A 12857-nucleotide genomic window follows, 5' to 3' on the forward strand; every position below is an offset into this window, starting at 1 on the left:
ATTGCCATGTCGCTGAAACAACGCCTCGGGCTTGCCGCAGAGCCCGTCTTTCTCATGGATGGCTCGGCCTTCATCTATCGCGGCTTTTTTGCCAACAGGAACATGCAGCGTTCCGACGGTTTCCCCACCAATTCCCTGGTAGTGGTCAGCCGCGTGCTGCTGCGCATCCTGCGCGAAGAGCGCCCCCGCTATTTCGCCTTCGTGCAGGACGGCAAGGGCCCCAACTTCCGGCACGAGATATTCCCCCTTTACAAGGCCAACCGCGATGCCACGCCCGAAGATCTGGTACGCCAGCTGGATCCCATCCACCGCATGGTGCGGGCCCTGGGCCTGAGGCTGGAAGTCTCGCAGGGCTGCGAGGCCGACGACTGCATCGCCTCGCTGGCGGCGCGCTTCGCGGCGGAACATCCCGTCATCATCGTCAGCGGCGACAAGGACCTGAAACAGTGCCTGGGCCCCAACGTCTACATGTGGGACCCGGCCTCCAAGGAAGAAAAGCTGGTGAGCGAGGCCGATTTCACGGCAGAGAGCGGCGTGACGCCCGCCCAGTGGCCCGACGTGCAGGCCCTCATCGGGGATACCAGCGACAACATCCCCGGCGTGCCGGGCATCGGTCCCAAGACCGCGCGCCAGATCTTCTCCATCTGCCCCAGTCTTGAGGACATCCGCGACCATTTCGTCCTGCTGCCGCCCAAGATGCAGGCCAAACTGCAGGCGCATCTGGAAAACATGTTCACCTGGCGCGAGCTCACCACCCTGAGACGCGATTTCTGCCCCGGCGTCACGCTGGACGACCTGCGCGTGCGGCCGCTGGATGCCGCCACCTGCGCCTTGCTCACGGAAGAGTTCGAGCTCTTCGCCCTGCGGCGCGAGCTGGCCGCCCTGGACCGTCTGCAGGCCGCCGAGGCCGACCTGCCCGAGGAGTTCCTGGATGCGGGCAGCATCCGTGAGGACGCACAGCCTGCAGCCGGGAAGAAGGCGGCTGCGGAACAGGCCTCCCTGCCGCTGGCCCAGCCTGCCCGCAGCGGTCGTGCCACCAGTCAGATGAGCCTTTTGGACGCCATGCCGCAGGAATCCGCGCCCGCGCTGGATGACGTATCGGCCCTGCCGGACTGCGGAGATGCCCGCGTGGCCCTGATCTGGGCCCACGGCGACCGCGAGGCCCCCTATCTTGCCGTGGAAGGCGCTGACGGCAGTTCTTTGGGAGAATGGCAGTGGAAAGGTCCTGTGGCGGAGCTGGCCCGGTGGCTGGCCCCTGCCCGCACCCTGGTGACGGCGGACCTCAAGGGCCTGCTGACATCCGCGCCCTGCTGGCAGTTCCTAGCCGGGCGGGCGGGGGACTGCATTGATCTGGGCGTGGCCGCCTATCTGCTGAACCCCGAAGAGAACGATTACGGCTGGCCCCGTCTTTCGGCCCGCTGGGGCGCCGTGCTGCGCCATGAACTGGAGAGCAGGGGCGAGACGGCCCCCGGCCCCGCGCGTCTGGGACTGGCCATGGCGCAGCTGTTCGAGCAGCGCATGGAAAAGGACGGCCTGCTGGAGCTGTTCCGGCGTCTGGAGATGCCCCTGCTGCCCGTGCTGGCAGGCATGGAGCAGAGCGGGGTGGCCATCGACGCCGCAGCCTTCCGGGCCTTCCTCGACGATGTGCAGGGCCGGCTGGACCAGCTCACGGCCCATGTCTACGAGCTGGCGGGCACGCAGTTCAACATCCGTTCGGCCCAGCAGCTGGGCGATGTGCTGTTCAACGGGCTGGGCCTCCCCGCGCCGCGCAAGACCAAGGGAGGCCAGGCGTCCACCAGCCAGCAGACGCTGGAAAAACTGGCCGGGCAGCATCCGGTGGTGGACAGCATCCTGCAGTACCGCAAGCTGGAGAAGATGCGCTCCACCTATCTCGATCCCCTGCCGCGCCTGGTGGACCCGCAGGGCCGCATCCATACCACTTTCAACCAGAAGGCCACGGCTACGGGACGGCTCTCCTCCAGCAATCCCAACCTGCAGAACATCCCCGTGCGCGGGCCGCTGGGCAAGCGCATGCGCTCCTGCTTCATCGCCGGGCCGGGCCGCCTGCTGGTCTCGGCCGACTATTCGCAGGTGGAGCTGCGCGTGCTGGCCCATGTCTCGCAGGATCCGGCACTGCTGGAAGCCTTCCGCAACGGCGAGGACATCCACGCCCGCACGGCGGCCCTGGTCTATGACCTGCCGCCCGACCAGGTGAGCCCGGACCAGCGCCGCAATGCCAAGACCATCAACTTCGGCCTCATTTACGGCATGGGCGCCCAGAAACTGGCCCAGGAGCTCAAGATCAGCACCACGCAGGCCAAGGACTTCATCGCCCGTTACTTCGAGCGCCTGCAGGGCCTGAAGGAGTTTTACGAAGGCGTGGAGGCCTCGGCCCGCAAGCACGGCTTCGTGACCACTCTGGGCGGTCGCCGCCGTCTGCTGCCGGACATCAATTCCGCCAGCGGACAGGCTGCGGCCCTGGCCCGCCGTCAGGCCATCAATACCGTGATCCAGGGCTCGGCGGCGGACATCATCAAGCTGGCCATGCTGGCCGTGGCCCGTGACGAGCGCCTGCGGGAGCTGGATGCCCGCCTGCTGCTGCAGGTGCACGACGAACTTTTGCTGGAAGTGCCCGCCGATGCCGCCGAAGAAGCCGGGGCCCTGGTGGCCCGCCTCATGCAGGATGTCTGCCCCGCAGGCAGGGAGCTTTCCGTGCCGCTGCTGGTGGACTGGGGCACCGGTCACGACTGGGGCGCGGCACATTAAGTTGCCGATATGGAGGCACCTGTTTGGGAGGAGGGGGACTCGTGTGGATCGGGGCCCCTTTCTCCCAAATTTTTTCTGCGTGAGCCTGGGAAAACGGCCGGAACATGCAGTTCTTTCCGCGTTTTTCCCCCTTCGTATCCGCGAGTCCAAAAGGGCAGGGGAGCGGTGCCTTTTTGGGGGGTAGCCTGTCCGCCTTTTGGGCAGCAGCTGCTGGCCCCGTAAAAGCGGGTCGCAAAATACCAATATTTTCAAATGGTTTTTGTCTTGGTACAAATTTTTGGCAAAAAAAGGATGACAGCCGGAGCATTTTGATATACACCAACCCGCAGCCGTCTGGAATACGGCACAAATTTGGCATTCCGTCGTGAATGCTTGACAAGTTGCGCACTTTGCGATAAAGAGCGCTTTCTTTGTGAGCGATACTGTCGTCACCCGTTAGGCGGCACGTCGCAGACGGATTTTCCGCCGCTTGATGGCTACTGAGATAAGTAGATGAGGAGTTCATCCCGATGAAGACGTTCAGCCCCACCCCGAAAGACATCAACCACGAATGGTTTGTGGTTGACGCCCAGGATCAGGTGCTGGGTCGTCTGGCCAGCCAGATCGCCCACCGCCTGCGCGGCAAGCATAAGCCCGAATTTGCCCGTCACATGGACAACGGCGACTTTATCGTCGTGGTCAACTGCGAAAAGATCAAGGTGACCGGCACCAAGATGGCCCACAAGAACTACTATCGCCACTCCGGTTGGGTGGGCGGTCTGAAGACCACCTCCCTGGGCGATATGCTGGCTTCCAAGCCCGAGCGCGTGCTCATGGCCGCTGTGCGTGGCATGCTGCCCAAGAACCGTCTGGGCCGCGCCATGCTGAAGAAGCTCAAGATTTACGCGGGTCCCGAACACCCGCACACGGCTCAGAACCCGCAGCCGCTGACCCTGCCTTACTAAGGAGCGCACGTCATGAGCGACAAATTCGAATACGGCACCGGCCGCCGCAAGACCGCCACTGCCCGCACCCGCGTCTACGCTGGCTCCGGCAACATCACGGTGAACGGTCGTGCCTTTGAAGATTACTTCCCCCGCAAGACCCTGCAGATGATCATTCGTCAGCCCCTCGTGCTGTCCAAGCTGGCTGAAAAGTTGGACGTGCGCGTCAACGTGGCTGGCGGCGGCGTGGCCGGTCAGGCCGAAGCCGTGCGTCACGGTATTTCCCGCGCCCTGCTGCTGGTGGATCCCGCCCTTCGTCCTATCCTGAAGAAGGCCGGCTTCCTGACCCGCGATGCGCGTAAGAAGGAACGCAAAAAGTACGGTCTGCGCGCTGCCCGCGCTCGTTACCAGTACTCGAAGCGTTAATCCGCACTCCGGATTACGGAACCTCAAGGGGTGGGCCATTGTTGGCCCACCCCTTTTCTGTTATCTTCCGCCCGTCCTGTCCCGGGGAGAGGGGCGGCCGTGTCCGTTGCTTCACGGTCTTGCCGTCTCTGTCTCCTGCCGTTGTGTCCGTGCCCCTGTCTTCCTGCAGGGCCGTATCGGCATCCCCCATCCCGCCTTGCGGCGGATGACGGGCCGGTCGCGCCTCCGGCGTTGGGCCGCACGCCCCGGGATGTTGTCGCCATCTTTTTGCCATGAGGTTTTCCACGCCATGCCCGTGATCCCCGAAGGCATCGCCTATGCCTATACCCACGAGACGACCCAGGCCACGACCGGCTATTTTTCCTGCCAGCCGCCCGCATCCCTGACCCTGCCCCAGGCGCTGGCCCGTCTGGAGGCCACGCCCTTCGATGATTTTTTGCGCCAGCATTGCCTGCGCCAGCTGAGCCGCCGTTCGCCGGAGGAGATCAAAAATCTGGCCGATGAACTGTACGACCGCGAGACCGACAGTTTCCGGCGCATGGGGCTTGCCGGCCTGCTGCTGGAGTGCTCGCTGCTGGTGCCCGAGCTGGCCCATTGCTGCGACGGCTTCCCCGAAGATGCCCTGCAGCGGCTGACGCTGTCTTCTTCCCTGATCTACCTGCGCGCTGCCAGCCGGAAGGACTTTGGCCTCATGCAGGCCTGGAGCGCCCATTTTGCCGACAACATCGCCCGGCACCACATGCTGCCGCACTGGGAAGAACTGGAGCTGGAACTGCCCTACAGTGAAGAAGAGCTGGAGGTCTGCCGCGAAGGCCTGCGGGCCCGGGCCGGGATGCTGGAGCGGGAACACGCCCGCATGCAGGCGGAAGACCTGCCGCGCCTTGAGCGCCGTCCGGCACAGGAGACCTACGAGCAGGCCGTCAATGCTTTGCTGGAGAACGACGTTCTGGCCGGGCAGGAGATGCGTCATCAGGCTTCGCTGTCTCCCATCGCGCTGCTGCGCTCCTGGAAGGTGGACCTGGCCGTGGATTGCGGCCGCATGCGTCACAGTTTGCGCGGCGAGGCCACGGCCTACGGGCGCGGTCTTTCCCTGGCTGCGGCCCGGGCCTCCTACGCCATGGAGATCGTGGAACGGGCCAGCAGCTATGTGAGCGTGGCCCGTACCGGCGAGCACACCTTTGAGGTGACGAACCGCCGCCGGCCCATGCCGCTGGTCCATGCTTCCTGCGCCAAGCTGCGGTCCCAGGGCAAGGATTTCCTGCCCCTGTCCTCCCTGCCGCTGGAAACGCCTTTCGAGGACTATGTGCCCCTGTACTGGCTGGAGGCCCGCGATCCTGAGGGCAAGACCGTGCTGGTGCCCGCGCAGGCGGTCTTCCTGTTCTGCAATCTGGACGAGCAGTCCCTGTTCCTGGCCGGTGGCTCCACGGGCCTGGCTTCCGGCAATACCGAAGCCGAAGCCAGGCTGGCGGCGCTTACGGAGATCGTGGAGCGTGACGCCGAGGCCACCACGCCCTTCAGCCGTGAGGGCTGCTTCGTGCTCAAGAGCCGCGACGAACGTTTGCAGGCCCTGCTGGACGATTACGCGGCCCGCGGCATCCAGATCCAGTTCCAAGACATCACCACGGAGCTGGGCGTGCCGGTCTACCGCTGCTTCGTCATGAGCCGTCGCGGCGAGGTGGCACAGGCCACGGGCGCCAATCTGTGCGGCAGCCGGGCCGCGCTGGCGGCCCTGACCGAAGTGCCCTGGCCCTATCCGTATGGCGAACCGACGGGGCCCGCTCTGGGCGGCCTGCCGGTGCGCTGGCTGGAAGATCTGCCCGACTACAGTCTGCCGTCGGCCGAAGCCTCCTGCAAGCTGCTGGAAAAGACGCTGTGCGCCCAGGGCCGTACGCCCCTGTATGTGGACATCTCCCGCAAGGATCTGGACATGCCTGTGGTGCGTGCCCTGGTCCCCGGTCTGGAACTCACCGCCGACTTCGACCGCTTCTCCCGCCCCTCGCTGCGCCTTCTGGCCCGTTACACGGCCCGCTGGCAGAAGTAGGAATCTGAACGGGGGAGGAGCCCCCTTTTGCTTGCGGCAAAAAGTGGGTTCCTCCCCCATGCCCCCTCCTTCCCCAAACCCGCCTTATGAGAAGCTCCGCATTCTGGAAGCATAGCCCCCGGGATGCGTGAGCCGGGAGATGATTGCTGAATGATGCGGGAAGTGCTTATCAGCGCTCATCCCGCGGCCATGAAAAAAGGACGCCTTGGCGTCCTTTTTTTATGGCCTGATAAAAGTTTTTGGGAGGAAAGAGGGGAGCGCGAGGGGGGAAAGGAGGACCTTTTTCCAAAAAGGTCTCCTTTCCCCCCTCGCTCAAATGTCTCTTCCTGCTAGGCGTGCATCAGGCGGGCAAGAGCCGCATTGCTCTGCTGGCCTTTTTCTTCCAGCCAGTCCAGGAAGCCCTGGAGCTTGGGGGAAGGATTGGTATGACGGGGCCAGGCGGCGTAGTAGGAGCGGAACGCCGTGGTGGGCGGCAGGTCGGGGAAGGGGGTGACCAGCTTTTGTTCCGCCAGCAGGGGAGCGATGAGGCTGCAGCGCCCCAGAGCCACACCCAGGCCGTGGCTGGCGGCCACGGAAGCCCCGTAGGTATGGTCGAAGGTGACGAAGTTCAGGCAGTTGGAGATGTCCACATGGTTCCTGTCGGCCCATTCCTGCCATTCGGCCGTGGTGGCGGCATAATGCCAGGCGGCGGAGTCATGGAGCAGGGTGCAGGCGGGCAGGTTCTCGGGATGGCCTATCAGGTCGTGCTTTTGCGCGTACTCGGGGGAGCAGACGGGCAGGGTGGCCTCGTCCATGAACTTGCGTGAGGTCAGGCCGCTGACGTGGCTCTCGGCATAATACAGGGCCACGTCCACCGTGGAGTCCCCGTGGAAATCTATGGGAGCGTTGCCGGTACGTACATGCAGCTGCATGGAGGGGTAGTGCTGCTGGAAGTCGCTCAGCTGGGGGATGAGCCAGGCCAGGGCCAGGCTGGGGGCGGCATAGATGGTCAGGGAGCTGAAGTCGTCCTGCAGCAGCTGGGTGATCTCTTCATAGATCTTCTGGAAAGCATTGAGGTAGACGTCGCGCAGGCGCTCGCCCTCCGGTGTCAGGGAGACGGCGCGGGTCAGGCGGTTGAACAGCGGGAAGCCCAGCTCCTTTTCCAGGCGGGCGATACGGTGGCTGACAGCGCCGGAGGTCAGGCCAAGATGCCGGGCAGCGGCCTTGAAGCTCATGTAACGGGCCGCGATGGCGAAGGTCTTGATGTTGATGAGGCTGGCGTCATCGTTGAGGACGCGGGCGATGCTGCGGGAACGCTGACGGTTTTTGCTGTCGGGAAGCGTCACATTGTCTCCTTGGAGATCCCGCCCGAAAGGGCAGGGGATGCGGACAGATATATGTCGAGAAGGGGATATTCCTTTCTTCATGGGCTTTCGTCAATACGGACAGGGCGGCCGGCGCAGGAGGATACGGGGCAGAGATGAGATTTATTCAACCATGGAGCACTATGGGGGATTGTTTAAAAAATAATGTTATTACAATATGTTATGTGTAATAAAAAATCAAAACGCAAATTATCGAAAAAAGGCCTTGGCGCTTGGCGTGAAAGAGGATAAATTTTTTCAACTGCGGATGAACCATTTTGCATGAGGCCATGCGCAGAGATTTTTCGGCTTGGGGTTTATGGCCAAATTCAACCGGCAAATTGCGCAATGGGGGGATTTGGTGTATCTCAACAGGAATAGCCCTGGAAAAGGATCACCGGGGCGAGCTCTTTCACCCTCCAAGACCTGGGAGATGATTTATGAAACTGGGCAAATTCGTTGGCTTGGCGCTGATGGCTCTGACCCTGGGGCTGGCCGGCCAGTCCCTGGCTGCTGAACCCATCAAGATCGGCGTGTACCTGCCCCTGACCGGTCAGAATGCCTTTGGCGGCCAGCTCGAGCTGGAAGGTGTGCAGCTGGCTCTGAAGGACATGCCTGAAGTGCTGGGCCGCCCCATTGAACTGGTTGTGGTGGACAACAAGTCCGACAAGGTGGAAGCCGCCAACGCCGTCAAGCGCCTGGTGGAACGCGACAAGGTCGTGGCCCTGATCGGTACCTACGGTTCCTCTCTGGCCATGGCCGGTGCTGAAGTGGCCGAAAAGGCCAAGGTGCCCGGCGTGGGTACCTCCTGCACCAGCCCCCTGGTGACCCAGGGCAAGAAGTACTACTTCCGCGCCTGCTTCATCGACCCCTATCAGGGTGCCGCTGCCGCCACCTATGCCTATGAGAACCTGGGCCTGCGCAAGGCCGCCGTGCTCATGGACATGACCAACGACTACGCCGTGGGCCTGTCCAGCTTCTTCACCCGCTCCTTCAAGAAGCTGGGTGGCGAAGTGGTGGCCAACCTCAAGTACAGCTCCGGTGACCAGGACTTCACTGCCCAGCTCACCGAACTGATCGCCAAAAAGCCCGAGATCGTCTTCATGCCCGCCTACTTCGCTGAAGGCGCCATCATCATGAAGCAGGCCCGCGAACTGGGCGCCACCTTCCGCCTGATGGGCGCCGACGCCATGGACAACCCCGACACCGTGAAGCTGGCCGGCAAGGCTGCGGAAGGCTTCCTGCACACCACCTTCCCCTACGATGCCAAGATGCCCAACATGAGCGCCGAAGCCAAAAAGTTCACCGAAGCCTGGAACAAGGCCTATCCTGAAAAGGAAACCAACGTGAACGGCGCCCTGGGTTACAACTGTCTGTTCCTGATCGTTGACGCCATCAAGCGCGCCAACTCCGCCGAACCCGCCGCCATCACCAAGGCCCTGGCCGCGACCAAGAACCTGGTGACCCCGCTGGGTACCCTGACCATCAATGCCAGCCACGACGCCGAAATGCCCGTGGGCATTATTGAGTACAAGGACGGCAAGCGCGTTTATCTGACCGAAGTCACTCCCAAGTAAGGGAATCCGTCTGTTCACGGCGGGGCTCCGACGGGCCCCGCCGTTCCGTCTTCGCGCCCCTTCGGGCGGGATAAAGCTTATTTCCAGGTGGCCCCATGACCCTTGACATGTTTTTGCAGCACTGTTTCAACGCCTTGACGCTAGGCTCGCTCTACGCGCTGATCGCCATTGGCTATACCATGGTCTACGGCATTCTGCGCCTGATCAACTTTGCCCACGGCGATATCTTGATGGTCGGGGCTTACTTCGTCTTTTTCGGCACTTTCGCCTATGGCTGGCCCTGGGGTGTGGCCGCCATCATCGCCATCCTCGGCGCCAGCGTGCTGGGTGTGGTGGTGGAACGCGTGGCCTACCGGCCCTTGCGTGACGCGCCCAGAATTTCGGCGCTCATCAGCGCCATCGCCGTTTCCTTCTTCATCGAAAGTCTGGCCGTGGTGGTCTTCACCGGCCAGCCCCGGCCCGTGCTGCAGCCCGACTGGCTGCTCTCGGTCTGGCAGTTCGGTGATGTGCGCATCCTCAAACTCACGGCCTTCGTGCCGGTCATGACCATCGTGCTGGTGGCGCTCCTGCTCTACATCGTGCACCACACCAAGCCCGGCCTGGCCATGCGCGCCATCTCCAAGGATATCGAGACCACGCGTCTTCTGGGGGTGCGGGTGGACAACATCATCGCCTTCACCTTCTTCATCGGTTCCGCCCTGGCTGCCGCGTCGGGCATCATGTGGGCCCTGCGCTATCCGCAGGTGCACCCCTACATGGGCATCATGCCCGGCCTCAAGGCCTTCATCGCGGCCGTGTTCGGCGGCATCGGCTCTATCCCCGGCGCCGTTATCGGTGGCGTGGCCCTGGGCTTTGTGGAAATCATGACCGTGGCCTTCATGCCGGAGCTTTCGGGCTTCCGTGATGCCTTCGCCTTCATCCTGCTGGTGCTGGTGCTTGTGTTCAAGCCCACGGGCCTGCTGGGCGAGCGCATGGAGGAGAAGATCTAATGCGCTTCAATCAAACGACCCTGCTCAACATCGCGCTTATCGTCATCTTCGGTCTGGCCCTGACCCAGGCCGAGGCCTATATGGGCGACTATCAGATCTACATCCTCAAACTGATCTTCATCAACGCCATCCTGGCCCTGTCGCTCAACCTGATCTATGGCTTCACCGGCCTGTTCTCGCTGGGCCATGCCGGCTTCATGGCCATCGGCGCCTATGTGGGCGCCCTGTGTACCCTGCTGCCGGAACAGAAAGAGATCATGTGGATCCTGGATCCCATCATCTGGCCTTTCTCGGTGCTGCATACGCCCTTCTGGGTGGCGGTCATCGCCGGCGGTCTGGTGGCCATGATCTTCGCCTTCATCATCGCCGTGCCCGTGCTGCGGCTGGGTGACGACTACCTGGGTATCGCCACCCTGGGCTTCGCCGAGATCATCCGCGTGGTCATCGTCAACGCCACGTCCATCACCAACGGTTCGCTGGGCATCAAGGGCATCCCCGGCGAGGCGACCCTGCTGACCTGTTACATCTGGACAGTCATCACGCTGGTGGTGCTGTCACGGCTCATATTCAGCAATTTCGGCAACGTATTGCGCTGCATACGCGATAACGAGATCGCCGCGGGCGTCATGGGCATCAACGTGTTCCGCTACAAAGTGCTCTCCTTCTGCGTGGGGGCCTTCTTCGCGGGCGTGGGCGGCGCGCTGCTGGGCAGCCACCTGTCCACCATCGACCCCAAGATGTTCAACTTCCTGCTGACCTTCAACGTGCTGATGTTCGTGGTGGCCGGCGGCCTGGGCTCGCTGACCGGCAGCCTGCTGGGCGCCACCATCGTCACCATCCTGCTGGAATGGCTGCGCGCCATCGAGGAGCCCATGGACTTCGGCGTGTTCGAGATCCCGGGCATCCCCGGCATGCGCATGGTGGTTTTCTCGCTCATCCTGCTGGCCATCATTTTGTTCCGGCGTGAGGGCATCATGGGCACCCGTGAGATCACCTGGAAAAACATCTTTTCGCTGGGGAGGCGCAAGGCATGAGTGCAAGCAAAGTCCAGCCCATCCTGACGGCTGAAAACGTGACCATGCGCTTTGGCGGCGTGACGGCCGTCAGCGACCTTTCCCTGAAGGTGGACGAGGGCAGCATCGTGGGCGTCATCGGTCCCAACGGTGCGGGCAAGACCACCCTGTTCAACGTGCTGAGCGGTTTCTATACGCCGCAGGAAGGCGACGTGCGCTTTGCGGGCAAGAGCATCCGCGGCCGCAAGCCGTTCGAGATCTGTCGCATGGGCGTGGCCCGTACCTTCCAGAACATCCGTCTTTCGCCGCACATGAGCGTGCTGGAGAACGTGATGGTGGGCTGTCATGTGCGCCGCCGCTGCCCCTGGTGGATGGCGCCGCTGGGCCTGCCCACGTATTACAAGGAAGAAAAGGCCATCACGGACAAGGCCCGCGACCTGGTGGAGCATCTGAACCTGGCCGAATACATGGACGAGAAGGCTGGCAGCCTGCCTTACGGGGCGCAGCGCCGCCTGGAGATCGCCCGTGCCCTGGCCACGGAACCGCGTCTGCTCCTGCTGGACGAACCCGCCGCCGGCATGAACCCGCAGGAAAGTATCGAGCTCATGCACTTCATCCAGGCCATCCGTGACCATTTCGACCTGACCATCCTGCTTATCGAACATGACATGAAGGTGGTCATGGGCGTGTGCCAGTACATCTGGGTGATGGAATACGGTGCGCTTATCGCACACGGCGACCCGGACGCCATTCGCAGCAATCCCGAGGTCATCCGGGCCTATCTGGGCGAGGACGTGGTGTAGTATGCTGAAAATCAGGGATCTTTACGTTCGTTACGGCGGCATCGAAGCCGTGCAGGGTGTCAGCCTGGACATCAAGCGCGGCAGCATCGTCACGCTGGTGGGCGCCAACGGCGCCGGCAAGAGCAGTATCATCCGTTCCATCGCCGGCCTGAACAAGAATATCAGCGGCGAGATCTCGCTGACCCGCAAGGAAGGCGACGAACCTGTCTCCCTCATCGGTCTCAAGCCCGAGGAGATGGTGCGGCGGGGCATCTCGCTTTCGCCGGAAGGCCGTCGCATCCTGCCTCATCTGACCGTGGTGGAGAACCTGCGCCTGGGCGCTTATTCGCGTACCGACAAGGACGGCATCAACGAGGATATCGAGCGTGTCTATGCGTTGTTCCCCCGCCTGAAGGAACGCCACTGGCAGAAGGGCGGCACGCTTTCGGGCGGCGAACAGCAGATGCTGGCCGTGGGCCGCGCGCTCATGAGCCGCCCGGACATGATCATGCTCGACGAGCCCTCGCTGGGTCTGGCCCCGCTGCTGGTCAAGGAGATCTTCAACATCATCCGCCGCATCAACGAGGACGGCATGACCGTGCTGCTGGTGGAGCAGAACGCGTTCGCGGCCCTTTCCGTGGCCCATTACGCCTACATCCTTGAAGTGGGCCGCGTGGTGCTGGAGGGCACCGGCCAGGAACTGCTGGAGAACCCCAAGGTCAAGGAAGCCTATCTGGGCGGCTAGTTCCGGCATCATCGACATGCAGGGGAGGGGATGTTTCCGCAAGGGACGCCCCTCCTTTTTTTTATGCATGGCGGCAGGGGAGCACGAATCCCGTCGCTTCGTCTTTCGTGCCCGTCATCACACAGGGGCTTCGGCTCTTGTCAGGCGGGCCTTCTGACATTACTGTCCGAAAACGGAGGATGCAGGACCGGCTGCCGTCAGGCAGGGGGACCGGTCCGTGCTGTTCCCCGGATGTCTTCGGAGGGGCCGGAG

The 12857-nt window shown here is 62.9% G+C and carries 10 protein-coding genes; 9 read left to right on the forward strand and 1 reads right to left on the reverse strand.

Features of this window, described 5'->3' with window-relative positions; all coding sequences use genetic code 11:
• Positions 1-6 precede the first annotated feature (6 nt).
• From polA to ACQRAG_RS08730, 4 genes are all read left to right on the forward strand, one after another.
• The gene (gene polA, locus ACQRAG_RS08715) at positions 7-2766 is read left to right on the forward strand and encodes a DNA polymerase I (protein WP_427803981.1); all 2760 of its coding nucleotides are present in this window, start codon (positions 7-9) and stop codon (positions 2764-2766) included.
• 509 nt (positions 2767-3275) lie between these two features.
• Entirely contained in the window at positions 3276-3710 is a 435-nt protein-coding gene (rplM, locus tag ACQRAG_RS08720; RefSeq protein WP_072331677.1) for a 50S ribosomal protein L13, read from the forward strand.
• Between the two features lie 12 nt (positions 3711-3722).
• Positions 3723-4115 carry a 30S ribosomal protein S9 gene (gene rpsI, locus ACQRAG_RS08725; RefSeq protein ID WP_006004313.1) on the forward strand — a complete coding sequence of 131 codons (393 nt, stop codon included), beginning with the start codon at positions 3723-3725 and terminating at the stop codon, positions 4113-4115.
• 289 nt (positions 4116-4404) lie between these two features.
• Complete coding sequence (locus ACQRAG_RS08730) at positions 4405-6156, forward strand: YcaO-like family protein (RefSeq protein ID WP_297158649.1); 1752 nt, start codon at positions 4405-4407, stop codon at positions 6154-6156.
• A gap of 329 nt (positions 6157-6485) precedes the next feature.
• Here ACQRAG_RS08730 and dsdC read toward each other — a convergent pair whose 3' ends face one another.
• The gene (dsdC, locus tag ACQRAG_RS08735) at positions 6486-7481 is read right to left on the reverse strand and encodes a DNA-binding transcriptional regulator DsdC (RefSeq protein WP_427803980.1); all 996 of its coding nucleotides are present in this window, start codon (positions 7479-7481) and stop codon (positions 6486-6488) included.
• Positions 7482-7939: 458 nt separating this feature from the next.
• Between dsdC and ACQRAG_RS08740 the strand changes: the two genes are divergently transcribed.
• The 5 genes from ACQRAG_RS08740 (at position 7940) to ACQRAG_RS08760 (ending at position 12605) form a co-directional block, all read left to right on the forward strand.
• On the forward strand, positions 7940-9076 hold the full coding sequence (locus ACQRAG_RS08740; RefSeq protein ID WP_168934851.1) for an ABC transporter substrate-binding protein: 1137 nt from the start codon (positions 7940-7942) through the stop codon (positions 9074-9076).
• A 95-nt stretch (positions 9077-9171) separates the two neighbouring features.
• On the forward strand, positions 9172-10065 hold the full coding sequence (locus ACQRAG_RS08745; protein ID WP_006004323.1) for a branched-chain amino acid ABC transporter permease: 894 nt from the start codon (positions 9172-9174) through the stop codon (positions 10063-10065).
• Positions 10065-11099, forward strand: coding sequence for a branched-chain amino acid ABC transporter permease (locus tag ACQRAG_RS08750; protein ID WP_304028497.1), 1035 nt, complete (start codon positions 10065-10067; stop codon positions 11097-11099). Before ACQRAG_RS08745 ends, ACQRAG_RS08750 begins: the two co-directional genes overlap by 1 nt.
• Positions 11096-11881 carry an ABC transporter ATP-binding protein gene (locus ACQRAG_RS08755; RefSeq protein WP_297137651.1) on the forward strand — a complete coding sequence of 262 codons (786 nt, stop codon included), beginning with the start codon at positions 11096-11098 and terminating at the stop codon, positions 11879-11881. The genes ACQRAG_RS08750 and ACQRAG_RS08755 overlap by 4 nt, the downstream gene beginning before the upstream one ends.
• Before the next feature lies 1 nt (position 11882).
• Positions 11883-12605, forward strand: coding sequence for an ABC transporter ATP-binding protein (locus tag ACQRAG_RS08760; RefSeq protein ID WP_006004328.1), 723 nt, complete (start codon positions 11883-11885; stop codon positions 12603-12605).
• Positions 12606-12857: the final 252 nt, after the last annotated feature.

Source organism: Desulfovibrio sp. SGI.230, from assembly GCF_050313065.1.
In the GTDB taxonomy this organism is placed as follows: domain Bacteria; phylum Desulfobacterota; class Desulfovibrionia; order Desulfovibrionales; family Desulfovibrionaceae; genus Desulfovibrio.

Coding starts and splice junctions, on each gene's coding strand:
- polA (WP_427803981.1), top strand. CDS start 7: ATGTCGCTGAAACAACGCCTCGGGCTTGCCGCAGAGCCCGTCTTTCTC.
- rplM (WP_072331677.1), top strand. CDS start 3,276: ATGAAGACGTTCAGCCCCACCCCGAAAGACATCAACCACGAATGGTTT.
- rpsI (WP_006004313.1), top strand. CDS start 3,723: ATGAGCGACAAATTCGAATACGGCACCGGCCGCCGCAAGACCGCCACT.
- ACQRAG_RS08730 (WP_297158649.1), top strand. CDS start 4,405: ATGCCCGTGATCCCCGAAGGCATCGCCTATGCCTATACCCACGAGACG.
- ACQRAG_RS08740 (WP_168934851.1), top strand. CDS start 7,940: ATGAAACTGGGCAAATTCGTTGGCTTGGCGCTGATGGCTCTGACCCTG.
- ACQRAG_RS08745 (WP_006004323.1), top strand. CDS start 9,172: ATGACCCTTGACATGTTTTTGCAGCACTGTTTCAACGCCTTGACGCTA.
- ACQRAG_RS08750 (WP_304028497.1), top strand. CDS start 10,065: ATGCGCTTCAATCAAACGACCCTGCTCAACATCGCGCTTATCGTCATC.
- ACQRAG_RS08755 (WP_297137651.1), top strand. CDS start 11,096: ATGAGTGCAAGCAAAGTCCAGCCCATCCTGACGGCTGAAAACGTGACC.
- ACQRAG_RS08760 (WP_006004328.1), top strand. CDS start 11,883: ATGCTGAAAATCAGGGATCTTTACGTTCGTTACGGCGGCATCGAAGCC.